At 75.3% G+C, this 23,894-nt stretch carries 16 protein-coding genes; 5 read left to right on the top strand and 11 right to left on the bottom strand.

Annotated elements, in window-relative coordinates:
• Positions 1–315 precede the first annotated feature (315 nt).
• Positions 316–1,875 carry an FAD-dependent oxidoreductase gene (locus tag ACHZ99_RS02785; protein WP_420302680.1) on the bottom strand — a complete coding sequence of 520 codons (1,560 nt, stop codon included), beginning with the start codon at positions 1,873–1,875 and terminating at the stop codon, positions 316–318.
• Between the two features lie 205 nt (positions 1,876–2,080).
• A complete protein-coding gene (locus tag ACHZ99_RS02780; RefSeq protein ID WP_420302679.1) occupies positions 2,081–2,974 on the bottom strand; it encodes a TIGR01777 family oxidoreductase in 894 nt (297 codons plus the stop codon).
• 55 nt (positions 2,975–3,029) lie between these two features.
• On the opposite strand from ACHZ99_RS02780, the gene ACHZ99_RS02775 reads away from it, so the two are divergent.
• Entirely contained in the window at positions 3,030–3,566 is a 537-nt protein-coding gene (locus ACHZ99_RS02775; protein WP_420302678.1) for a GNAT family N-acetyltransferase, read from the top strand.
• Positions 3,567–3,599: 33 nt separating this feature from the next.
• Here ACHZ99_RS02775 and ACHZ99_RS02770 read toward each other — a convergent pair whose 3' ends face one another.
• Positions 3,600–4,121, bottom strand: coding sequence for a DUF4240 domain-containing protein (locus tag ACHZ99_RS02770; RefSeq protein WP_420303188.1), 522 nt, complete (start codon positions 4,119–4,121; stop codon positions 3,600–3,602).
• A gap of 131 nt (positions 4,122–4,252) precedes the next feature.
• Between ACHZ99_RS02770 and ACHZ99_RS02765 the strand changes: the two genes are divergently transcribed.
• On the top strand, positions 4,253–5,194 hold the full coding sequence (locus ACHZ99_RS02765) for an SDR family oxidoreductase (protein WP_420302677.1): 942 nt from the start codon (positions 4,253–4,255) through the stop codon (positions 5,192–5,194).
• Here the strand turns inward: ACHZ99_RS02765 and ACHZ99_RS02760 are convergent.
• Positions 5,191–6,249, bottom strand: coding sequence for a helix-turn-helix transcriptional regulator (locus ACHZ99_RS02760; RefSeq protein ID WP_420302676.1), 1,059 nt, complete (start codon positions 6,247–6,249; stop codon positions 5,191–5,193). The two genes, ACHZ99_RS02765 and ACHZ99_RS02760, sit on opposite strands and share 4 nt — an antisense overlap.
• 66 nt (positions 6,250–6,315) lie before the next feature.
• Here ACHZ99_RS02760 and ACHZ99_RS02755 point away from each other — a divergent pair, with 66 nt between their 5' ends.
• Both ACHZ99_RS02755 and ACHZ99_RS02750 read left to right on the top strand, forming a co-directional pair.
• Positions 6,316–7,863 carry a sodium-dependent transporter gene (locus ACHZ99_RS02755; RefSeq protein WP_420302675.1) on the top strand — a complete coding sequence of 516 codons (1,548 nt, stop codon included), beginning with the start codon at positions 6,316–6,318 and terminating at the stop codon, positions 7,861–7,863.
• Positions 7,863–7,970, top strand: coding sequence for a methionine/alanine import family NSS transporter small subunit (locus ACHZ99_RS02750; RefSeq protein ID WP_344292464.1), 108 nt, complete (start codon positions 7,863–7,865; stop codon positions 7,968–7,970). Before ACHZ99_RS02755 ends, ACHZ99_RS02750 begins: the two co-directional genes overlap by 1 nt.
• A 98-nt stretch (positions 7,971–8,068) precedes the next feature.
• Here ACHZ99_RS02750 and aceE read toward each other — a convergent pair whose 3' ends face one another.
• The 4 genes from aceE to ACHZ99_RS02730 all read right to left on the bottom strand — a co-directional run bounded on the left by aceE (position 8,069) and on the right by ACHZ99_RS02730 (position 14,686).
• Positions 8,069–10,759 (bottom strand): pyruvate dehydrogenase (acetyl-transferring), homodimeric type, encoded by a 2,691-nt coding sequence (gene aceE, locus ACHZ99_RS02745; protein WP_420302674.1) that lies wholly within the window; start codon positions 10,757–10,759, stop codon positions 8,069–8,071.
• Positions 10,760–11,723: 964 nt separating this feature from the next.
• Entirely contained in the window at positions 11,724–12,347 is a 624-nt protein-coding gene (locus tag ACHZ99_RS02740) for a GntR family transcriptional regulator (RefSeq protein ID WP_420302673.1), read from the bottom strand.
• 139 nt (positions 12,348–12,486) lie between these two features.
• A complete protein-coding gene (locus ACHZ99_RS02735) occupies positions 12,487–13,860 on the bottom strand; it encodes a copper amine oxidase (protein ID WP_420302672.1) in 1,374 nt (457 codons plus the stop codon).
• Complete coding sequence (locus ACHZ99_RS02730) at positions 13,853–14,686, bottom strand: hypothetical protein (protein WP_420302671.1); 834 nt, start codon at positions 14,684–14,686, stop codon at positions 13,853–13,855. The genes ACHZ99_RS02735 and ACHZ99_RS02730 overlap by 8 nt, the downstream gene beginning before the upstream one ends.
• A 160-nt stretch (positions 14,687–14,846) precedes the next feature.
• Between ACHZ99_RS02730 and ACHZ99_RS02725 the strand changes: the two genes are divergently transcribed.
• Positions 14,847–18,683 carry a DNA-binding protein gene (locus tag ACHZ99_RS02725; protein ID WP_420302670.1) on the top strand — a complete coding sequence of 1,279 codons (3,837 nt, stop codon included), beginning with the start codon at positions 14,847–14,849 and terminating at the stop codon, positions 18,681–18,683.
• A gap of 92 nt (positions 18,684–18,775) precedes the next feature.
• Here ACHZ99_RS02725 and sucB read toward each other — a convergent pair whose 3' ends face one another.
• The 3 genes from sucB to ACHZ99_RS02710 form a co-directional block, all read right to left on the bottom strand.
• Complete coding sequence (gene sucB, locus ACHZ99_RS02720; protein WP_420302669.1) at positions 18,776–20,659, bottom strand: 2-oxoglutarate dehydrogenase, E2 component, dihydrolipoamide succinyltransferase; 1,884 nt, start codon at positions 20,657–20,659, stop codon at positions 18,776–18,778.
• A gap of 50 nt (positions 20,660–20,709) precedes the next feature.
• Positions 20,710–22,098 carry a dihydrolipoyl dehydrogenase gene (gene lpdA, locus ACHZ99_RS02715; RefSeq protein WP_420302668.1) on the bottom strand — a complete coding sequence of 463 codons (1,389 nt, stop codon included), beginning with the start codon at positions 22,096–22,098 and terminating at the stop codon, positions 20,710–20,712.
• Between the two features lie 170 nt (positions 22,099–22,268).
• Positions 22,269–23,861, bottom strand: a complete 1,593-nt coding sequence (locus ACHZ99_RS02710) for a leucyl aminopeptidase (protein ID WP_420302667.1) — start codon at positions 23,859–23,861, stop codon at positions 22,269–22,271.
• Between the last annotated feature and the right edge of the window lie 33 nt (positions 23,862–23,894).

Raw genomic sequence — 23,894 nt, 5'->3', positions numbered from 1 at the left:
GTGCTCGCGCGGGGTGGCGCCGCCCCCGGCCCAGGGGTGCTCCGGAGCGGGGCCGTGGCTGCGGCCGGCGGGCACGGCTGTTGCGTACGGCGCCGCCTGACCGGGCCGGGTCCGGGCCGCAGGTCTCCGGCGAGGGTGCCGGGCCGGGCCGGGGGTCGTTGCGGCCGGTGGACAGCTGTGGCGCGGTGCTCCCCGTCCGTGCCGTGGCGTGAGCGGCACGGACGGGGAGAGCCGGTCGCTTCCGCGCTCCGCGCTCCGGGGCGCGCCGCGCCGTACCGGGAGCACCCTGCGCGGGGGTGTGGAGAACCGTTCCTGCTAGGCCACCGCCGGGACCGCCGCGGTCTCCACGGCCGGGCTCAGGCCGAAGTCGCGGAGCAGCGCGCGGGCCGCGCGGCGGCCGGAGTACAGGGCGCCCTGGGGGGTGCTCGTGTCGCGGTGGTCGCCGCACACGTACAGGCCGCACAGCACCCGTACCGGCCGGCGCAGGTCGTGCGGCGCCGGCATCGCCGGTACCGCCTCCGGGTCGTGGTGGGCCGCCACCAGCTCCCAGTCGAACGCCGGCGTCCCGTACAGCTCGCTCAGCTGCCGCCGCGCCGACTTGTCCAGCACCCGCGCCGGGCGTCCCGCGTCCTCGCCCAGCACCACCGAGCTGACCAGCGCCCGCCCCCGCGGCGCCCGCGAGGTGTCGGCGCGGCTGACCACCGCCGTGTGCGACACCGGCCCGTACGCGCCCTCGGCGTCCAGCAGCAGCGCCGCCTCCCGCGCACCGGCCGGGCCCCGCCCCGGGCCGCCCCGTCCGGAACCGCCCCGGGCCGCGCCGTTGCGGACCGGGGCGCCGTCCTCCCCGCCGCCCCGGTCCGCGGCTCCGCCCCCGCCGTCCCGTACCGCCGGCTCCCGTGCGCCGGCGTACGCGCCCGCTCGCGTACCGTCCCATGCGCCATCCCCGCGGTCCTCCGCGGCCTCGTCCCCGGCCCGCGCCCCGCCGCCCCCGCCGGGCAGCGACTCCGCCGGGGCGCTGTGGTGCAGCACCGTCACCGGGTGGAACCCCGGCAGCCGCAGCCCCGGCAGCAGCGCCACCGCCGCCCGCGCCCCCGTGGCGATCAGCACCGACCGGCAGCGCAGCACCCCGTGGCCCGCCGTCCGCACCGCCGTCGTCGACACCGACACCGCCCGCACGCCCGTCCGCACCGTCCCGTGCGGCAGCCCCGCCGCCAGCCGCCGCGGCACCGTCGCCGCCCCGCCCGCCGGCAGGCACAGCCGCCCGCGCGCGAACGACCGCAGCGCCAGGTCCGCGGAGCGGCTCGACGTCGTCAGCGCCGGGTCGTTGAGCAGGGCCACCAGCAGCGGCCGCAGGAAGCCCGCCGCGATCCGCGGCGGCAGCCCCCGGGTGGCCAGGGCGTCCGCGGCCCGGCGCTCGGGCCGGGCCAGCAGCCGGGCCGTGGGTACGGTCGCCAGCCGGGCCAGCGCCGCGGAGAGCCACGCCTGGTCGATGAACCCGCCCCGGGGCGCACGCGCGGCGCTGGCGAAGGCGCTCGCCGTCGTGAACGCGCCCCCCGTGCCCCTCGATCCGCCGATACGCTGCCGCCGCCCGCCCGCGCAGACGACCACGTCGCCGCCGAGCGGGCACAGCGGCACCCCCGTGAGCCCCGGTATCCGGCGCAGCTCCGGGTACGAGGTGTTGAGCAGCGTCAGCGAGCGGTCCAGCCGGAAACCGTCGACGTGGTCGGTGGCCATCCGCCCGCCGACCTGCTCGTCCGCCTCCAGCACGGTCACGTCGAGCCCCGCTCCGACCAGGTGCCGGGCCGCGGAGAGACCGGCGAGTCCGGCGCCCACGACGACGACGTCTACGGGGTCCGTGCTTCCTGCATGGGGCACGGGTGCCTCCCGGGGGTTGTGCGTCCACGACCGGGCGCGCTCAACTGCCTCTGGACGCCCGTTTGATGCCCGGCCGGGCACGGCCGTATCCGCGTAACGGTGTGGACGCGTTCCGATGACAATAGGGACGATAGGTCGGATGGTGGCGCCGCCCAGGTGCGCACACAAGGGCACGGACGCGCCCCCGGCGCGCTCCCCGCGCGCCCTACCGCCGCAGCGCCGCCCGCAGCGCGTCGTCGATCTCCGGGAAGGCGAACGTGAAGCCCGAGTCGAGCAGCTTGCGCGGCACCGCCCGCTGGCTGCCGAGCACGTCCTCCGCGAGCTCGCCCAGCACCAGCCGCAGCACCGCCGCCGGCACCGGGAACGGCGTCGGCCGCCGCAGCACCCGCCCCATCGCCGCCGTCACCTCGCGGTTGGTCAGCGGCTCCGGGGCGGTGAGGTTGACCGGCCCGGAGACCGACGCGGTGTCGATGAGGTGGCGCAGCGCGGCGACGTGGTCGTGCAGGGAGATGAAGCTCCAGTACTGCCGCCCGTCGCCGAGCCGCCCGCCCAGCCCGGCCCGGAAGATCGGGAACATCCGCCCCCACGCCCCGCCCTTGCGGGAGACCACCAGGCCCGTGCGCGCGTGGACGGTACGGATCCCGGCCTCCGCCGCCGGGCCCGCCGCGGCCTCCCACTCCTCGCACAGCTCGGCGAGGAACCCCCGCCCCGGCGGGGCGGTCTCGTCGATGCGGCGGTCGCCGGTGTCGCCGTAGTAGCCGATGGCGCTGCCGCAGACCAGGACGGACGGCGGCCGGTCGAGGGAGGCGACGGCGTCGGCGACGGCCGCGGTGCCGAGCACCCGGCTGTCGCGCAGGACCCGCTTGTACTGCTCCGTCCAGCGCCGGTCGGCGATGCCGGCGCCGGCCAGGTGCACGACGGCGTCGCAGCCGGTGAGCCGGGCGGTGTCGACGTACGCCTGCTGCGGGTCCCACCGCACCTCGTCCGGCGCGGCCGCCTCCCGCCGCACCAGCCGCAGGACGTCGTGCCCGTCGGTCCGCAGCGAGCCGACGAGGGCGGAGCCGATGAGTCCGGAGGAGCCGGAGACCGCGATGCGCATGGGACCATCCTGCCCTCCCGTGCCGTCCCGGGTCAGCTCGTGTCACAGTGAGTCGATGACCAACGTGCACCGCGGTGGGGCGGCCGGCGGCGGCGAGCTGCGCATACGCCCCGCGAGAGCCGCCGACGGCGATGTCCTCCGCGCCCTCGACGTCGCCACCTGGTCGCACCTGCACGCCGTGACGGAGCCGCCCAGCCCCGGCACCCCGTTCTTCGACGACCGGCACCGCACCGACGACTACCTCGTCGCCGAGCTGCCCGCCGCCCCCGCGGACGGCGTCCGCGTCGTCGGCTATGTCTGCGTCGTGCCCCCGACCGCGCTGCCGGTCAACGCGCACGTACGCCAGATCCAGGGCCTCGTCGTCGCCCCCGACGTCCGCGGCGCCGGGGTCGCGAGGGCGCTCCTGCGCGCCGCGGCCGGGCACGCCCGCGCCGCGGGCGCCCGCCGGCTGACGCTGCGGGTGCTGGGGCACAACGCCCCGGCGCGGCGGCTGTACGAGTCGGAGGGGTTCGCGGTGGAGGGCGTGCTGCCGGAGGAGTTCCTGCTGGACGGCGCGTACGTGGACGACGTGCTGATGGGCCGCGCGCTCTGACGGGCCCGCCGCCCCGCCCCGGACACCGCCCGCTCAGTCCTCCCGGTACAGCTGCCACAGCTTCGGGAACCGCCGCGCCAGCATCCGTGCGTCCTCGAAGTCGATCGGCTCCCCCACCGGCTCCGCCGGCCCCTCCGGCAGCCCCAGCTCCGGCAGCTTCAGCCCCGTCAGCCGCTCGTACGCCTCGTCCGCCGCGTACGTCAGCTCCTCGGCGTCCCCGTCCGTCTCCTCGTCGAAGTCCGCCAGCAGGTCGGCGAGGTCGTCCGGCTCGTGCAGGGCGCCCTCGAAGACCGTCCGGCCCTGCCCGACGAGCCACCCCCGGAAGGAGTCGAAGGCGTCGTCGCTGACGCCGTCCAGCAGCACCCAGGCGGCGCCCCACAGGTCCATGCGGTACGCGCGGTTCATCCGCGACTCGAAGTGGCAGGCGAAGTCGGTCACGGCGTCCGGGTCCAGCGCCGTCAGCCGGTCCACGAGCAGGTCGGCCTGCTCCGCCGGGTCGCCCTCGGCGGCCTCGCGGGTGCCGTCGATCAGCTCCCAGAACTCCGACTCCTCCATCACGGGTCCAGCATCGGCCTTCCGGCGCCCGTACGCACGCGGAGCGGCGGGATCGGAACATCCCGAGCCGCTTTCGCAACCCGCCGGAAAACCAGACAGAGGGTGTCCGGATTCGGTGTCACGGTGTGCGCATGAGCGAAGAGCAGAACCGAGACAAGCCGCTGAGCGGGAAGGTCGCCCTGGTCGCGGGCGCCACGCGGGGCGCGGGCCGGGCGATCGCGGTGCAGCTGGGCGCCCTCGGCGCCACCGTGTACGCCACGGGCCGTACGACCCGGCAGCGCGTCAGCGAGGTCGGCCGCAGCACCGAGACCATCGAGGAGACCGCCGAGCTGGTCACCGCGGCCGGCGGCGAAGGCGTCGCGGTCGCCGTCGACCACCTCGAAGCCGACCGGGTACGGGACCTCCTCGCCCGCGTCGAGCGCGACCACGGACGGCTCGACGTGCTGGTCAACGACATCTGGGGCGGCGAGCACCTCGTCGAGTTCGGCAAGAGGATGTGGGAGATCGACCTCGACCGCGGCCTGCGCATGCTGGAACTCGGCGTGAAGACCCACATCATCACCAGCCACTGCGCGCTGCCGCTGCTGCTGCGCACCGGCGGCGGGCTGCTGATCGAGATCACCGACGGCACGGCCGAGGCCAACCGGCCGTACCGCGAGATGTTCTTCTACGACCTGACGAAGAACGCCCCGATCCGGATGGCGTTCAACCTGAGCCACGAGCTGAAGGACGCCGGCGCCACCGCGCTCTCCCTCACCCCCGGCTTCCTGCGCTCCGAGCAGATGCTCGACCACTTCGGGGTGACGGAGGAGAACTGGCGCGACGCGGTCACGAAGGAGCGGCACTTCGCGCTCTCCGAGTCGCCCGTCCTCGTCGGCCGCGCGGCGGCGGCGCTGGCGGCGGACCCGGACAAGGCGCGGTGGAACGGGGCGTCGCTGTACAGCGGGCAGGTCGCCAAGGAGTACGGGTTCACGGACGCCGATGGCACCGTGCCGGACAGCTGGCCGTACTTCGCGCGCGTCATGGCCGGCGAGGACCCCGGCGACCCGGAGGACTACCGGCTCCGCCCCTAGGACGCGCGCCCGTACAGCTCGGCGCTGCGGGCCGCCGCCGCCGCGAACCGGTCGCGCAGCTCCGGCGGCCCCAGCACCTCCGCGTCCGGGCCGAGGGTGAGGAGCTGGGTGTACGCGACGTCCAGGGACTCCACCCGCAGCCGGACGGCCGTCCAGCCCCGGTCGTCCGGCTCCCCGGCGCCGGCCGCGGCGTCCTCGGCGGCGGCCCGGTCGGTGACGTGCGGCAGCCGCCGCAGGGCGCCGGGGGAGAGCCGGACCGTGACCTCGTCGCGAAGGATCGACCGCGCGAACGCGGCGGCCCGCTCGGCCCAGAAGCCGGGCAGGTCGAAGTCCTCGTCCCGCTCGAAGCGCTCGGCGGCCTCCCCGCCGCCCCCGCCTTCCGCGCCGTCCCCGCCCGCCCCGAGCGGCTCGGCGCGTTCGAAGCGCTCCACCCGGTAGACCCGGAACGCCCCCGCCGCCCCCGCACCGTCGCCGGCACCGCCCTCCGGCACCCGCGCCACCAGATACCAGACCCCCGCCTTCAGCACCAGCCCGTACGGCTCCAGCTCCCGCTCCACCGCCGCCGCGTCCGGCCGCCTCCGGTACGTCACCGCCAGCCGCCGGTCCGCCCACACCGCCTCCGCCACCGCCGGCAGCAGCTCCGGCGCGTCCGGCTCCCGCCACCACCCCGGCGCGTCCAGGTGGAACCGCTGCGCCGCGCTGGCCTCGGCGCCGCGCAGCTCCGGCAGCAGCGCCGCCGACACCTTCAGCCGCGCCGCCGACGCCGCGTCCGCCAGCCCCATGTCCCGCAGCGCGCCCGGCACCCCGGACAGGAACAGCGCCTCCGCCTCGGTCCGCCCCAGCCCGGTCAGCCGGGTGCGGTAGCCGCCGACGAGCCGGTAGCCGCCGACCCGCCCGCGGGCGGCGTGGACCGGCACCCCGGCCTCCGCCAGCGCCTGCACGTCGCGCGCGACGGTCCGCTCGGAGACCTCAAGCCGCTGGGCCAGTTCGGCGGCGGTCATGGCGGCACGTGACTGGAGAAGCAGGACCAGGTGAATGAGACGGGCGGCGCGCATGCCAGCCATCGTGCACCGGCGCTGATAGCTTCTGTTGGTCCTGCACCAAGAACAAGAGAGTTTTGTATGTCGAACCAGCCTCGGGAGCGTTGGGGCACAAGGGCGGGCTTCCTGCTCGCCGCGATCGGGTCGGCGGTCGGACTCGGCAACATCTGGCGTTTCCCCTACATCGCGTACGACAACGGCGGCGGCGCCTTCCTCGTGCCGTATCTGCTCGCCCTGCTGACGGCCGGGCTGCCGCTGCTGATCATGGAATACGTCGTCGGCCGCCGCTACCGCTCCTCGCCGCCCGGCGCCTACCGGCAGCTGTCCCGCCCCGCCGAGGTGATCGGCTGGTGGCAGGTGGCGATCTGCTTCGTCATCGCCGCCTACTACGCCGTCATCCTGGCCTGGGCCGTGCGCTACGTCGGCTTCTCCGTCAACGAGTCGTGGGGCGACGACCCCAACGCCTTCTTCGCCGAGGACTTCCTCAAGGCCGGCGAGCCGGGCACCTTCTCGAAGTTCGTCCCCGGCGTGATGTGGCCGCTGCTCGGCGTGTGGCTGGTCACCCTCGTCATCCTCTGGTTCGGCGTGCGGCGCGGCATCGAGTGGGCCAACCGGGTCTTCATTCCGGCGCTGCTGGTCTTCTTCGGCATCCTCGTCGTCCGCGCGGTCACGCTGGACGGGGCCGGCGAGGGCCTGAACGCGCTGTTCAAGCCGGACTGGGACGCGCTCACCGAGGGCAGCGTGTGGGTCGCCGCCTACGGGCAGATCTTCTTCTCGCTGTCCATCGGCTTCGGCATCATGATCACGTACGCCTCGTATCTGGGCCGCAAGTCGGACCTGACCGGCTCGGCGCTCGTCGCCGGCTTCGCCAACAGCTCGTTCGAGATCCTCGCGGGCATCGGGGTGTTCTCCGTGCTCGGCTTCATGGCCGCGCAGCAGGGCATCGGCGTCAACGAGCTGGCGACCTCCGGGGTCGGGCTGGCGTTCGTGGCGTTCCCGCAGATCATCTCCAGCATGCCGGGCGGTGCGTTCTTCGGCGTGATGTTCTTCCTGTCGCTGGTGATCGCCGGCCTCACCTCGCTGGTGAGCATCGTCCAGGTGCAGGTCGCGGCGGTCGAGGACCGCACGGGCCTGTCCCGGAAGGCGGCCGTCCTGACCGTCGGCCTGGTGCTGACCGCGGTCTCCACGCTGGCGTTCTCCACCGACGGCGGGCTCACGCTGCTCGACGCCTCCGACCACTTCATCAACCAGTACGGCATCGCGCTGGCCGCCCTGGTGTCGGTCGTCGTGGTGGCCTGGGCGCTGCGCCGGCTGCCGATGCTGCAACGGGACGCGAACGCGACCTCCGCGGTGCGGCTGGGCCGCTGGTGGCTGTTCTTCCTGGGCGTCGTCACACCGCTGGTGCTGGGCTGGATGATGGTCGACAGCCTGCGCACGGAGTTCGACGAGAACTACGAGGGCTATCCCACCTCGTTCCTCGGCTGGGCCGGCTGGGGCGTCGCCGGCGGCGTCCTGGTCGTCGCCGTGCTGCTCTCGCTCATCCCCTGGCGCCGCCACGGCGACATCGGCGGCCCGGCGGTGGACGCCGGGCCCGTGGACGACCCCCAGCCCAAGGAAGGGAGCCGCTGATGTCGGCGAGCGCCATCGTCATGCTGATCGTCGCGATCGTCATCGTGTGGGGCGGCCTCATCGCGGCGCTGCTCAAGCTGCGCACCTACCCCGACGAACGGGACTGAGCCGCCCCCGGCGCCCCACGGGTCCGGTCCGCGCGCCGCGCGGGCCGGACCCGTCTTCCTTCGCGGCACGGCGGCACCGGGCCCGTCGGGCCCGTCCGTCAGGCCAGCCCGTACTTCGCCGCCGCCGCCGCGACCGCCTCCTTCTTCACCTCGCCGCGGCGCGCCAGCCGGTCCAGCACCGCCACCGCGATCGACTCCGCGTCCACCCCGAAGTGGCGGCGGGCCGCCTCGCGGGTGTCGGAGAGGCCGAAGCCGTCCGTGCCCAGCGACGTGTAGTCCTGCGGGACCCACTGCGCGATCTGGTCCGGCACCTGCCGCATCCAGTCGCTGACGGCGAGAACCGGGCCCGGTGCGCCTTCCAGAGCACGGGTGACGTAGGGGACCCGGTCCTCGCCCCGAAGCTGCGCCGCGTCACAGGACAGGGCGTCGCGGCGCAGCTCGCTCCAGGAGGTCGCGGACCAGACGTCGGCCGCGACACCCCAGTCCTCGGCGAGCAGCTGCTGGGCGGCGAGCGCCCAGTGGATCGCGGTGCCGGAGGCGAGCAGCTGCGCGCGCGGGGCGTCGTCCGCGGCGGCACCGGCGGGGAGCCCACCGGTCCGGTAGCGGTAGAGGCCGCGGACGATGCCCTCCTCGACGCCCTCGCCCGCGGGCATGGGCGGCTGCACCTTCGGCTCGTTGTAGACGGTGAGGTAGTAGAAGACGTCCGGGTCCTCGCCGGGGGCGGCGTGCCCGTACATCCGCCGCAGGCCGTCCCGGACGATGACCGCGACCTCGTACGCGAACGCCGGGTCGTAGGTCAGCGCCGCGGGGTTGGTGGCGGCGAGCATCGGGGAGTGCCCGTCGGCGTGCTGGAGGCCCTCGCCGGTCATGGTGGTGCGGCCGGCGGTGGCGCCGATGACGAAGCCGCGGCCCAACTGGTCGGCGAGCGCCCAGAACTGGTCACCGGTGCGCTGGAACCCGAACATCGAGTAGAAGATGTAGAACGGGATCATCGGCTCGCCGTGCGTCGCGTACGACGTCGCGGCGGCCGTGAAGTCCGCCAGCGAACCGGCCTCGGTGATGCCCTCGTTGAGGATCTGCCCGTCCGCCGCCTCCTTGTAGTAGAGGAGCTGGTCGCGGTCGACCGGGTCGTAGTTCTGGCCGAGCGGCGAGTAGATCCCGGCGCTCGGGAAGAGCGACTCCATCCCGAACGTACGCGCCTCGTCCGGCACCACCGGCACCCAGCGCCGGCCGGTCTCCTTCTCCCGCATCAGGTCCTTGACCAGGCGTACGAACGCCATGGTCGTCGCGATCTCCTGGCTGCCCGAGCCCTTCTTCAGCGCCTCGAACGGCTTCGCCGACGGCTCCGGCAGCGCCACCGGGTGCACCCGGCGCGCGGGCGCGGGACCGCCGAGAGCGGCACGGCGCTCTTGGAGGTAGCGCACCTCGGGGGAGTCCGGGCCGGGATGGCCGTACGGCACCGGCCCCTCGGCCAGCGCGCTGTCCGGGATGGGCAGCTCCAGCAGGTCCCGCATCTCGCGGAACTCGGCGCCGGTGAGCTTCTTCATCTGGTGGTTGGCGTTGCGCGATTCGAAGCCGCGGCCGAGGGTGTGGCCCTTGACCGTCTGCGCCAGGATCACGGTCGGCGCGCCCTCGTGCGCGACGGCGGCGCGGTACGCGGCGTACACCTTCCGGGGCTCGTGGCCGCCGCGGGAGAGGTGGAAGCAGTCGAGGATCTTGTCGTCGGTGAGCAGCTTCGCCATCTCCGCGAGGGCGGGTTCGGCGCCGAAGAAGTGCTCGCGGATGTACGCGGCGTCGCGGGTGGCGTACGTCTGGAACTGCGCGTCGGGAACGGCCCGGAGCCGGCGGACGAGCGCGCCGGTGGTGTCCAGGGCGAGCAGCTCGTCCCAGGCGGAACCCCAGAGCGACTTGACCACGTGCCAGCCGGCGCCGCGGAACTGGGCCTCCAGCTCCTGCACCACCTTGAAGTTGGCGCGTACGGGGCCGTCGAGGCGCTGGAGGTTGCAGTTGATGACGAAGGTGAGGTTGTCGAGCCGCTCGCGGGCGGCGAGGGCGAGCGCGGCCGTCGACTCGGGCTCGTCCATCTCGCCGTCGCCGAGAAAGGCCCAGACGTGGCTGGCGGAGGTGTCCTTGATGCCGCGGTGGGCCAGATAGCGGTTGAACCGGGCCTGGTAGATCGCGGATATCGGGCCGAGCCCCATGGAGACGGTGGGGAACTCCCAGAGCCAGGGCAGCCGCCGGGGATGCGGATACGAGGGCAGCCCCTCGCCACCGGCCTCCTGGCGGAAGCGGTCGAGATGCGCCTCGGAGAGCCGGCCGTCGAGGAAGGCGCGGGCGTAGATGCCGGGGGAGGCGTGGCCCTGGACGTAGAGCTGGTCGCCGGAGCCGGGGGCGCGGGAGTCGTCCTTGCCGCGGAAGAAGTGGTTGAACCCGGTCTCGTACAGCCAGGCGGCGGAGGCGAAGGTCGCGATGTGCCCCCCGAGCCCGTACCGCGACCCGCGGGTCACCATCGCGGCGGCGTTCCACCGGTTCCACGCGGCGATCCGCCGCTCCAGCTCCGGATCGCCGGGCAGCTCGGGCTCGGCGGCGGTGGGAATGCTGTTGACGTACGGCGTCTCCAGCGGCGCGGGAACGTCCAGACCGGCGTCGGCGGCGTGCGCGACGGTGCTGCGGAGCAGCTGGGCGGCCCGGTCGGGGCCGGCGTGCTGTGCCACGGCGTCCAGGGACTCGCGCCACTCGGCGGTCTCCTGGGGGTCGCGGTCCGGGAGCTGGTCGAGCTGACTCTGCATGGCTACCTCCTCTTCCGAACTGTAAGTCCGCGATCGATGATCGATCAAAGGTCGGAAGGCAAAATACCCCCGCAAGCCGAAAGTAGGCATGCCGTGCCACCCCCTCAGGCACGCAGTGCCTGCGGCGGGCGCGGCGGGGTGGGGCGGGGTGTGGGCCGCTGCCGATGAGGTGGAGGGAGCACGGGGCGAGGGCGGGCCCGCTGGCAGGGCAGGCGCAGCCGGGGCGGACCCCGGCTTGTCGTGTGGAGGTGTGGAGCGGCGAGACACCGGGCCCGTGGGCGGGGGTCCGGCGTGGCGCCCGGCGGGGCGTCGAGAGCCCTGGGGCAGGGGGCCCGGGAGGTGACCGGTGGTCCTGCGGGCGGCGAGCCCGCGGACGCGGAGCCCGGGGGCGGAGCCCGGGGGAGTCGGCGGGCTGCGGGGCGGAGCGGCGGTGGGGTCCGTCCGGAGCCTCGGTGGGACTCGGGGCTGTGGCCCCCGGTGGGGCTGGCGCGCGGCCTGAGGGGGCCGCGCGGTTCCGGGCGGCGGTCCCCGGAAGGCGCGGGACGTGGGTGGGCGGGGTTCGGGGGTAGCCCGCCGGGGGTTCGGGGCGGAGCCCGGTGGGGCGGGGTGGGGACCTGGGGGTCGGTGGGTGCGGGGCGGAGCCTCGGTGGGGTTCGGGGGTGTGGCCCTCGGTGGGGCTGGCGCGTGGCCTGAGGGGGCTCCTGGGGCGGGGTGGTGGCCTCGTGGTTCCGGGCGGCCGTCCCCGGGAGGCGCGGGACGTGGCCGGAGGGGCTCGGGGCGGGGCCCCGAGGGGTTCGGGGCCCCGCTCCGAGGAGGGGTGGGGCGGAGCCCCGGGGGTTGGGGCGGAGCCCCAGGGGGCGCGGAGTCTGGTGGGGGTCGGGGGCTGCGCCCCCGGGGGCGCGGGCGGGGTTGCGTGGGTGGGCGCGGCCCTGGCGTGGGGGGTTCGGGGGGCTGGCGCCCCCCGTCAGGCCGGTGCGCAGCCCAGGACGTGGTCCTTCACCAGCTCCGCGATCGCCGGATCGCGGCGGCGGAACGCCGCGACGATCTCCGCGTGCTCCTCCGCGTAGCTCTGCTGCCGCGTGCCCAGCCAGCGGATCGCCAGCGACGTGTAGATCTCGATCCCCAGCGACTCCCACGTGTGCAGCAGCACGCTGTTGCCCGCCGCCCGCACCAGCTCCCGGTGGAACGCCACCGTGTGCCGCACCTGCGCTCCGCCGTCGCCCTTCGCGTCCGCCTCCCGCAGCGCCCCCACGTGGGGTTCCAGCGCCGAGACGTCGTCCGCCAGCCGCGGCGCCGCCAGCTCCGCCGCGATCTGCTCCAGCCCGGCCCGTACCGGATAGATCTCTTCCAGGTCCGCCGCGGTGAGGTCGCGGACCCGTACGCCCTTGTTCGGCGCCGACTCGATCAGCCGCAGGCTTTCCAGCTCGCGCAGCGCCTCCCGCACCGGCGTCTGGCTGACCTCCAGCTCGACCGCGATACGCCGCTCCACGATCCGCTCGCCCGGCTTCCACCGGCCGCTGACGACGCCCTCCACGATGTGCTCGCGGATCTGCTCGCGCAGCGACGGGTGGACGACGGTAGGGGGCATCGGCATCTCCTCGGGTCTCGCACGCACAGACAGATCGCGGGGGCTGGAGACGACAATACGGCGCCCCCGCCCGGACCGGAGCCGGACAGGGGTGCCGCGTGCCGCGCAGCGCGTACCGCGCGCGCGTGTCCGCCGCCGGTCAGTCGAACGGGTCGCCGTTGTACCGCGGCTTGCGCAGCCGGTCCGGTGTGAGCGGGCTCATGCTCGTCACGTCGCGCGGCGAGAGCTGGAAGCCCTGCCAGTGCACCGGCATCGGCGACTGGTCCTCGTCGCGCGCGATGTGGTGGAAGCCGACGTTGACCCAGACGATCGGATGCTTCAGCCGCTCGCCGTTCGTGGCGGCCACGATGTTCTTCGCGCAGTTCTCGTTGAACTGCCGGTTGTGGTTGGGGTACTTCTCGCACTTCCGGTACTGCGTGAACCACACGTCCTTGGCGGTGAACTTGCGCCCCGTGTAGCGCGCGTCGTTGCTGTGCACCAGCTCCCAGGACCGCGTGTGCCCGTCGCCGTTCCGGCCCGCGGTGCCGCTGACACGCCACCAGCGGTGCTGGCCGGAGTTGCCCGCGGTCTCCCTGGTGACGTTCTTGCGGGTGGTCTCCTGCGCGGGGTAGCCGCCCGATCCGGTGCCGGTGCGCTTCGTGTCGTACCGCTGGATCCTGGCCGGGCGGGCGCGGTCGGTCTGGAAGTCCAGCCGCCAGAAGACGTTGTGCTGGTGGCTGGTCGCGCGGTCGCGCGAGCCCTTGCCGATCGGCCAGCCGTGCTTGTCGGAGGCGTCGAAGTCGCCGGGGGCGAGGTTGCCGGTGGCGCCCTCCCGGGCGGTGAGGGTGCCGTCGTCGGAGAAGTTCCACTGGGTGATGTAGTAGTAATAGCCCGCCGAGTGGATGGCGTAGACGACGAGGTCGTCGCCCTGCGCGCGGTCCATGCGGCTGTTGTCCTCGCCGGCGTACGCGCTGTCGCCGAAGTGTGCGAAGCCGCGCGGCTGCTGGGTGACGCAGACCGCGTCGTACCGGTCGCCGCCGACCCTGACCGGGCGGCGGGTGCCGCCGGGGCAGTCCTTGTCCTTGAGGGACACCGGGGCGGAGCCGAGCGCGACACCTGTGACGTCGTAGTACTCGATGTTCCCGTCGTCGTACGGCACGTGTATCTGGCCGAGCCGCGCGCTGTTGAGTACGGGGACCGCGTTGCGGGCGCCCTTCGGCCGGTACGAGATGTCCTCCAGGACCAGGCCCGCGTAGTCGTTGTTGCGGTAGCACATCTGCCACTCGGTGCCGTTGGGCAGCTTGTGCGCGATCCGGTACTCCTCGCTGCAGTCCGGCGCGGCGGCCCGCGGCGCGTGCGGCGTCGCGGCGCCGGCGCTGGGCAGGGCGGCGGGGGCGGCGGCCGGGAGGAGCAGCACCAGGGCGGCGACGGCGCCGCGGCGCCAGGCCGCGGAGCGGCGCGGGTACGCGGCTCCGCGCCGGCCGGCGGCGAGCCCGTCCGGCTCGTCCGGGCCGGGGGTCGTGACGTTACGCATGGTGCACCTTCCGCTCGCTCAGGTCGATGACGTAGTCGCGGGTGTCGATCCACGGGCCGTCCGCGACCCGGGTGAAGAGCCGCACGCAGCGGTGTTCCCCGCACCGCTGCAGGCCGCCGGAGTCGCCCGGCCGCGCCGTGTACGTCATCCCCTGGACCTGCAACTGCTCCGCGCCCGTCAGCTCCTCGCCGGTCGCCGCCCGGTAGTCCTGCCGCAGCCCCGCCCCCAGGGGGCTGGCCACCAGCAGGTCGGCGGCGGCCGCCGACTCCGGCGCGGCCGGCGGGGGCTGGGCGCCGGTGGACTCGACGGTGTCCACGACCTCGCCGCTGCCGAGGTCGACGCTCTTCAGCACGAGGGTGTCGCGCGCGTAGTCGTAGAAGTACACCTCGGCGATACGGCGGTCGCCCGCGCTCACCGAGGAGTCGGCGAGTTCGGTGTTGACGAGCTGCGGTACGCCCTCGCGGCCCCGGACGCCCTCGCTCTCCGTACGGAGCGTCCGGTCGCCCGCGAGCGCCAGCTCCTCGGCGCGCCGCTCCTCGTCCGGCGTCAGCGGGTCGCTGCCGGTGCCCGTGCTGCCGGCCGGCAGCGGCGCGCTGCCCGGCTCTCCGGCGCCCGGTCCTCCGGCGCCCGGCGCCCCCGGCGTCCCCGGCGCGCCGGGTGCCGGAGACGATGCGGACGCCCCCGGGTCCCCGTCCTGCCGGTCGTCGCCCGCCGCGCCGAACGGCACGGCCACGACGACGGCCGCCGCGGTGCCCGCGACGGCCGTCAGCGCCCCCCACACCACGCGTTGCCGCAGGCGGCGGCCGCCTCCCCCCGATGTGCTCATGGGAAGTCCCTTCGTTTTGTTCGGTCTGTACTGATAAAAGCGGTCCGGCCGTTGTTCAGCACCCCGTTCCGGCCGTGCTGAACAATCCCCGGGGCGGTGTCGGCGGCGCGGTTTATCGTGGGGACCGACCAGGGGGAGCAGGGGAACGAGGGGGTCGCCCATGGGGCGGCGGGAGAAGCCCGTGGACCCGTCCGCGGGCCCGGTCCAGCGTTTCGCGCACGAGTTGCGCAAGCTGCGGGCCGAAGCAGGGGGACCGACCTACCGTCAGCTCGCCGCCCGCGGGGAGTACTCGGTCACGGCGCTCTCGCAGGCCGCCGCCGGCGACCGGCTGCCGTCGCTGCCGGTGGCGCTGGCGTACGTGGAGGGCTGCGGCGGCGATCCGGGCGAGTGGGAGTGGCGCTGGCGGCAGGCGGCGGAGGAGGAGGCGGAGCAGCCGCTGGAGCCCGGCGCCGCCGAGCCGCCGTACCGGGGCCTCGCGCGCTTCGAACCCGCCGACCGGGACCGGTTCTTCGGCCGCGACCGGCTCACCGCGGACCTGGTGGAGCTGGTGCGCGCCCGCCGCTTCGCGGCGGTCTTCGGCCCGTCGGGCAGCGGCAAGTCGTCGCTGCTGCGGGCCGGGCTCGTGCCGGCGTTGCAGTCGCCCCGGGGGCCGCGGGAGCCGGCGGGGCCGCGGAACGGGCGGAACGCGCGCGAGGAGCGCGGGCCGGGGGAGGGGCCGGGGCCGGACGGCTGCCCGCCACCCGGCGCGCTGCGCATCCTCACCCCGGGTGAGCACCCGGCGCGTACCCATGCCGACGTGCTCGACGCGGCCTCCGCCGAGGGCGACACGTACCTGCTGGTCGACCAGTTCGAGGAGCTCTTCACCCTCTGCCAGGACCCCGGCGAGCGCGCCCGCTTCCTCGACCGCCTCCTCGCCGCCCGCGACCCCGCGCGCCGGCTGCGGGTGGTCATCGCCGTCCGGGCCGACTTCTACGGCCGCTGCGCCGAGCACCGCGAGCTGACCGAGGCGCTCCGCGACGCCCAGCTGCTCGTCGGCCCCATGTCGCCGGCGGAGCTGCGCGAGGCGGTGGTCGGGCCCGCGACGGCCGAGGGCCTGATCGTCGAGCGGGCCCTGACGGCGCGCATCCTGAAGGACGTCGACGGCGAGCCGGGCGCGCTGCCGCTCCTGTCGCACGTCCTGCTGGAGACGTGGCGCCGGCGGCGCGGCCGGGCGCTGACGGAGGAGGCGTACGAGGCCGCCGGCGGCGTCCGCGGCGCCATCGCCACGACCGCGGAGCGGGCCTACGGGGAGCTGACGCCGGCCCAGCGGCTGGTGGCCCGGCGCGCGCTGCTGCGCCTGGTCGCACCCGGCGAGGGCTCCCAGGACACCCGGCGGCCGGTGCCGCGGGCGGAGCTGGCGGAGATCGCCGCGCACCCCGACGCCGGCGGGCCCGCCACCGCCGCCTTCGCCAGCCGCGCCGACGTCGGGCACGTCGTGGAACGGCTCGTCGCGGCCCGGCTGCTGACCCTCGACGACGACGTCGTGGACCTCGCGCACGAGGCGCTGCTCACCGCCTGGCCCCGGCTCCGCGGCTGGATCGAGGAGGATCGCGAGCGGCTGCGCGCCCAGCGCCGGCTCACCGAGGCCGCGCGCGGGTGGGAGGAGCTGGACCGCGACCCCGGCGCGCTGTACCGGGGGAGCCTGCTGGCGCAGGCCGAGGAGCTGTTCGCCGACCGGCCGCAGGAGCTGACCGCCGGCGAGGCCGCGTTCCTCGCCGCCGGCACCGCCGCCCGCGCCCGGGAGCGGCGCCGGTTCCGCGGGCTGCTCTCCACGGTGGTGGCGCTGCTCGTCCTCGCCCTGGTCGCCGGCTCGTTCGCCTGGCAGCAGGACCGCGCCGCCGACGCCGAGCACCGCCGCGCCGAGGCGCGCCGCGTCGCAGCCGTCGCCGACAGCCTGCGCTTCACCGATCCGGTACGGGCCATGCGGCTCAGCGTCGCCGCCTGGCGGCTCGCCGACACCCCCGAGACCCGCGGCGCCCTGTTCGGCGCGCTACACCAGCGCGAGTCCGACTCCTTCGCCCTCCCGGCGGCCGGCGAGCCGCGCGCGCAGCGCTTCCTCAGCGCCGACGGCCGCACGGTCACCAGCGTCGGCGAGGACCGCACCGAGCGCTGGGACGTCGCCACGCACCGCCGGCTCGACTCCGGCCCCGGCCTCGGCCGCCCGGCCGACGAGACCGGCTTCCAGGTCTCCCCCGACGGCCGCACCCTCGCCGTCGCCGCCGACGGCGGCGGCATACGGCTGCGCCCCGGCCGCGGCGAGATACCCGGCTCGACGGGCTGGTTCGGCCCCAGCGGCCGGACGTACGCCGCCGGCACGCGGTTATCCGGCGGCGGGCGGACCCGCCTCGCCCTCTGGGACGTACGCCGCCGCACGAAGCTCTTCACCTACGAGACGGGCACCGGCGGCGACGGGCGGCCGGTCCACGTCAGCCCCGACGACCGGCTCGTGGTGCTGTGCCCGCGGCACGGCCCGCCCGAGGTGTGGCGCACCGGCGAGCGGCAGCGCCGGCTGCGCGCGTACCCCGCCGCCCGCGGCGCCTGCCGCTCCGGCACGGCGACGATCGAGTTCACGCCGGACAGCCGCGGCGTCGTCGTCAGGGACGCCACCGGCTTCCGGGTGCTGGACGTGGCGACCGGGCGGGAGCGGCTGGAGGTCGCGCGCGCGGGGCTGTCGGAGATCGAGTTCAGCCGGGACGGGTCGCTGGTCGCGGCCGTGGGCCCGGACGAGCTGGTCGTCTGGCGCACGGCCGACACCTCCGCGCCGGTGCTGCGTCACCCGCTGGTCAGCGAGTACGCGACGGAGCTGCGGCTGACGCCGGGCAACGGGGAGCTGCGGTACCTCAGCGGCCTGTCCGGGCACGTGGTGCGTACGGTACGGCTCGGCGGCATCGCCGGCGCCGGCTGGCGCGAACGGCCGCTGCGGGGCGCGGCGTTCAGCCCGGACGGCGGCAAGCTGGTCACCGTCCGCCGGTCGGGGCCGCGCGGCGTGTTCGAGGTGCGCGACCTGCGCGACGGGCCCGGCGGCCGGGCGCCGAAGACCCCGCCGCCGCTGCCCTGCCGGCTGCCGGCGGGGCCGGACCCCGGCGCGGACTTCTGCGCGCCGCTGATGGCGTTCAGCCCGGACGGGCGGCGGCTGGCGTACGCGCTGCCGGGCCGCCGGGGCGGGGAGCCGGAGCGGGTGCGGGTGTGGGACACCGGGACCGGCCGGACGGTACGCGTCCTCGACGTCACCGCGGACCCCGGCGGGACCGGCCCGCTGCGCAGCCTCGTCTACGGCCCCGGCGGCAGGCTGGTCCTCTCCCGCACGCGCGACCGGGGGACCCTGGAGGTGTGGGACGTCTCGCGCGGCGTACGGGTCCGGCGGCTGCGCGACGCCGGCGGCGACCCGCTCGCCCTGCACCCCGGCGGGCGGCTGCTGGCCACCGGCGACGACCAGCTCGTCGGCCTGCGCGGCGGCCGGGTCACCCCGCGCCCGCTGGCGCAGGACGGGGTGCGGTCCGTGGAGTTCAGCGGCGACGGCCGCTTCCTCGCCGCGGGCGACGACTCCGGCCGGGTCACCCTGTGGGACGGCGCGGGCCGGCGCCGTCTCGGGGTGCTGCCCGGTACGTACCGGGGGATGCAGACGGGCGCGGCGGAGCCGGCGACGGCGCTGGCGTTCTCGCCGGACGGCCGGACGCTGGCGGTCGCCGGGCACGCGGGGGCGCTGCGGCTGTGGGACACCGCGTCCAACCAGGCGCTCGGCGGCAGCCTGCCGACGGCCGGCGACGAGCTGCTGGCGGTCTCCTTCAGCCCCGACGGCACCGAGGTCCACGCCGTCGGCCGGCACACCGCGCCGCGCGCGTACCCGGCGGACCCGGAGCGGGCGCGGCGGGCGGTGTGCGTGCGCGCGGGCGGCGGGCTGTCGCGGGCGGACTGGGAGGCGTACCTGCCGGGGCTGGCGTACCGCGACATCTGCTGACCGCCGCGGGCCCGGACAGAGCGGCGCCCCCGCCCGGGCTGCTGCTCGGAGCGGGGGCGCCGCCGTGCCGTACGGCTACCGGGCGGACCGCCTCACAGGCCGATCTCGCTCTCGAACTCGCCCGCCTCCAGCAGGCCCTTGACCGCCCCCAGGTAGCGGGCGGCGTCGGCGCCGTCCACCAGGCGGTGGTCGTAGGAGAGCGTCAGATACGTCATGTGGCGCACGGCGATCGTCTCGCCCAGCTCCGGGTGGTCGACGACCGTCGGGCGCTTGACGGTGGCGCCGAGGCCGAGGATGGCGACCTGGTTCGGCGGCACGATGATCGTGTCGAACAGCGCGCCGCGCGAGCCGGTGTTGCTGATGGTGAAGGTCGCGCCCGAGACCTCGTCCGGGGTGATCTTGTTGCTGCGGACCTTGTCCGCCAGCTCCGCCGTCTTCCTGGCGATACCGGCGATGTTGAGGTCGCCCGCGCCCTTGATGACCGGGGTCATCAGGCCCTTCTCCGTGTCCACCGCGATACCGACGTTCTCGGTGTCGAAGTAGGTGATGGTGCCCTCGTCCTCGTTGATGCGGGCGTTGACGACCGGGTGGGCCTTCAGCGCCTGGACGGCGGCCTTGACGAAGAACGGCATCGGCGAGAGCTTCACGCCCTCGCGCTGCGCGAACGCGTCCTTGGCCCGGGCCCGCATCCGCATGATGCGGGTGACGTCCGCCTCGACCACGGTGGACAGCTGGGCCTGGTCGTGCAGGGCGCGCATCATGTTGTCGCCGATGAGCTTGCGGATGCGCGGCATCTTCACGGTCTGGCCGCGCAGCGGCGACGCCTCCAGCACGGGCGCCGCGGGCCGGCCCGCCGACGGCGCCGCGGAGGCGGCGGCCGGGGCGGAGGCGGCGGCGCGGGCGGCCTGCTCGGCGGCGGCGACGACGTCCTGCTTGCGGATACGGCCGCCGACGCCGGAGCCCTTGACGGTGGACAGGTCGACGCCGGACTCGGCGGCGAGCTTGCGCACCAGCGGGGTGACGTACGCGCCTTCGGCGGCGGGCGCCGCGGCGGCGGGCGCCGGAGCCGCGGCGGCGGGCGCCGGAGCCGCGGCGGCCGGTGCCGGGGCGGCCGCGGGCGCGGGTGCCGGTGCCGGGGCCAGCGCGGGCGCCGGTGCCGCCGCGGGCTGGGCCGGCGGGGCGGCGGGCGGTGCCGCGGCCGGAGCCGGTGCCGCGGTGGGCGCGGCCGGCTGCGGAGCCGCGGCCGCCGGGGCGGCGTCCTGCGGTGCGGCCGGTGCCGGTGCGGCCGGTGCCGGTGCCGCCGCCGGAGCGGCGGCGCCGCTGCCGATGACCGCGAGCCGGGCGCCGACCTCCGCCGTCTCGTCCTCCTGCACGACGATCTCCAGCAGGGTGCCGGACGCCGGCGACGGGATCTCGGTGTCGACCTTGTCGGTGGAGATCTCCAGCAGCGGCTCATCCGCCTCGACCTGCTCCCCGACCTGCTTCAGCCAGCGGGTCACCGTGCCTTCGGTGACCGACTCGCCCAGCTCGGGCAGCGTGACGTCGGTGCCCTGGGCGGCACCGCCGGCGGCCTGCGCCGGCGCGGGCTGCTGGGGTGCGGGCTGCTGCGGCGCCGCGGGCGCCGCCTCGGCCGGAGCCTGGGCCGGCGCCGCGGCCGGTGCGGGCTGCGCCGGTGCGGGCTGCGCCGGGGCCTGCGCCTGCTCGGCGGCCGGTGCGGGGGCCGCCGCGGCGCCGCCGGTGCCGTCGTCGATCACGGCCAGCTCGGCGCCGATCTCGACGGTCTCGTCCTCGGCCACCTTGATGGAGGACAGCACTCCGGCGGCGGGGGAGGGGATCTCGGTGTCGACCTTGTCGGTGGAGACCTCAAGCAACGGCTCGTCGGCCTCGACACGCTCGCCCTCGGCCTTGAGCCAGCGCGTGACGGTGCCCTCGGTGACGCTCTCGCCGAGCGCCGGCAGGGTTACGGAAACCGCCATGGTTTCGGTTGCTCCTCACGTTCTTTGCGGGTGGTGGGCGTGTCCGTGGCTCAGTCGTGAGCGTGAAGCGGCTTGCCGGCGAGTGCGAGATGGGCCTCGCCGAGCGCCTCGTTCTGCGTCGGGTGCGCGTGGATGAGCTGCGCCACCTCGGCCGGCAGCGCCTCCCAGTTGTAGATCAGCTGCGCCTCGCCGACCTGCTCGCCCATGCGGTCGCCGACCATGTGTACGCCGACCACGGGGCCGTCCTTGACCTGGACGAGCTTGATCTCGCCCGTGGTCTTCAGGATCTTGCTCCGGCCGTTGCCCCCCAGGTTGTACTTCAGCGCCACGACCTTGTCGGCACCGTAGGTCTCCTTCGCCTTCGCCTCCGTGATGCCGACGGACGCGACCTCCGGGTGGCAGTACGTCACCCGCGGCACGCCGTCGTAGTCGACCGGCACCACGTCCAGCCCCGCCAGCCGCTCCGCGACCAGGATGCCCTCGGCGAAGCCCACGTGCGCGAGCTGGAGCACCGGGGTCAGGTCGCCGACGGCGGAGATCGTGGGCACGTTCGTGCGCTTGTACGCGTCCGTCAGGACGAAGCCGCGCTCCATGGCCACGCCCTGCTCCTCGTAGCCGAGCCCCTGCGAGACCGGGCCGCGGCCCACCGCGACCAGCAGGACCTCGGCCTCGAACTCCTTGCCGTCCGCGAGGGTGACCTTCACGCCGTCCTGGGTGTACTCCGCCTTCTCGAAGAAGGTGCCCAGGTTGAACTTGATGCCGCGCTTGCGGAACGCCCGCTCCAGCAGCTTGGAGCTGTTCTCGTCCTCCGCGGGGACCAGGTGCGGAAGGCCCTCGACGATCGTCACGTCGGCCCCGAAGGACTTCCACGCGGAGGCGAACTCCACGCCGATGACGCCGCCGCCCAGCACGATCGCCGACTTCGGCACCCGGTCCAGGACCAGGGCGTGCTCCGAGGCGATGATGCGGTCGCCGTCGATGTCCAGGCCCGGCAGCGACTTCGAGTACGAGCCGGTGGCGAGCAGCACGTGCCGCCCCTCGTACCGCTGCCCGTTCACGTCCACCGAGGTCGGCGAGGACAGCCGGCCCTCGCCCTCCACGACGGTGACCTTGCGGGAGGCCATCAGCCCCGTCAGGCCCTTGTAGAGGCCGGCGACCACGCCGTCCTTGTACTTGTGCACGCCGGTCATGTCGATGCCGTCGAGGGAGGTGTTCACTCCGAAGGCTGCGCCTTCGCGCGCCTGGTCGGCGAGCTCCCCGGCGTGCAGCAGCGCCTTCGTCGGGATGCATCCGCGGTGCAGGCAGGTGCCGCCCACCTTGTCCTTCTCGATCAGGGCGACGTCAAGACCCAGCTGGGCACCTCGCAGGGCGGCGGCATAGCCGCCGCTGCCGCCTCCGAGGATCACCAGGTCGAAAACGGTGCTGGCGTCGTTCGCCACGTCACGTCCTCCATGCATGTGCGCCGGTGGCCGGCCGTGGTGCGGCCGGGCGGCGGCTCCTTTACGGCCGCTCTACTACTGAGGCCCTGTCCTGCCATCAGCCATCTTCGCACTTGTCGCCGGAAGGCGGAGACGCGGGCCGCAACCCGCCGGCGGGGCCGCGGGGCCCGTCAGGCCAGGTCGCCGTGGGCCGCCTGCTCCGCGAGCGCGACCAGGGTCCGCACGGCCGAGCCGGTGCCGCCCTTCGGGGTGTAGCCGAACGGGCCGGAGGTGTTGAAGGCCGGGCCCGCGATGTCCAGATGCGCCCAGGTGATGCCGTCGCCGACGAACTCCTCCAGGAAGAGCCCGGCCACCAGCCCGCCGCCCATCCGGTCGCCGATGTTCGCGATGTCCGCGATCGGCGACTCCATGCCCTTCTTCAGCTCCGGCGGCAGCGGCATCGGCCAGGACTGCTCGCCCGCGGCCTCCGCGAGCACGTGGATCCGGGTCCGGAAGGCGTCGTCGTTGGCCATGATCCCGAAGGTGCGGTTGCCCAGGGCCAGCACCATGGCGCCGGTGAGCGTCGCCACGTCGATCATGTAGTCGGGCTTCTCCTCCGAAGCCTTCGTCAGCGCGTCGGCGAGGACGAGCCGGCCCTCGGCGTCGGTGTTCAGCACCTCGACGGTCTTGCCGCTGTACATGCGCAGCACGTCACCCGGGCGGGTGGCGGAGCCGGACGGCATGTTCTCGGCGAGGGCCAGCCAGCCGGTGACGTTCACCGGCAGCCCCAGCCGGGCGGCGGCGGAGACGGCGGCGAGCACGGCGGCGGCGCCGCTCATGTCGCACTTCATCGTCTCGTTGTGGCCGGCGGGCTTGAGCGAGATGCCGCCCGAGTCGTACGTGATGCCCTTGCCGACCAGCGCGACCGTCTGCTTCGCCTTCGGGTGCCGGTGCTCCAGCCGCACCAGCCGGGGCGGCGTCTGCGAGCCCTGGCCGACGCCGACGAGGCCGCCGTACCCGCCCTTGGCGAGCGCCTTCTCGTCGGTCACCGCGACCTTGAAGCCGTGCTCCTTCCCGGCCTGCTGGGCGGCGGCGGCGAAGCGGGCGGGGTCGAGGTCGTTGGCGGGGGTGTTGATCAGGTCGCGGGCGCGGTTGACCTCGGCGGCGAGCACGGCGGCGCGCTCGACGGCGGCGCGGTGCGACTTGTCGCGCTTGGCGCCGAGGAGGGCGGCCTCGGCGAGCGGGGCCTTGGCGCCGTTCGCCTTGTCCTTCGCGCCCTTGCCGCCCTTCGCGCCGCCCTTGGCGCCGTCCTTGGCGCCGTCCTTGGCACCGTCCGCCGCGTCGGCGCCGCCGCGGTAGACCTGGAAGGCGTACGCGCCGAGCAGCACGCCCTCCGCCACGGCGGCGGTGTCGTCGGCGACCTCCAGCGGCAGCGCGAACGCGGCCTTCTTCGTCCCCGCCAGCGCCCGGGCCGCGCTGCCCGCGGCGCGGCGCAGCGCCTCCGTGTCGTACGCGGCGCCCTTCGCGGGCACGGCGCCGAGGCCGACGGCGACGACGAGGGGCGCCTTGAGGCCGTCGGGCGCGGGCAGCTTGGTGACCTCGCCCTCGCCGCCGGACGCCCCCAGGGCCTCCAGCACGGCGCCCAGCTTCCCGTCGTACGCCTCGTCGACCGCCTCCGCGCCGGGCGCCGGGACCGGACCCTTGGGGCCCTTGGCCACGCCCACGACGACGGCGTCCGCGCGCAGGCCGGTGGCGGACGAGGAACTGAGAGTCAGAGCAGTCACGGTGGTGGGAGTCCATTCTCGGGTGCGGATTTG

This window comes from Streptomyces sp. MAR4 CNX-425 (assembly GCF_048656465.1).
Taxonomy (GTDB): Bacteria; Actinomycetota; Actinomycetes; order Streptomycetales; family Streptomycetaceae; genus Streptomyces.
The sequence above is the reverse complement of the archived record's forward strand: the minus strand, read 5'-3'. Positions and strand labels throughout refer to the sequence as shown.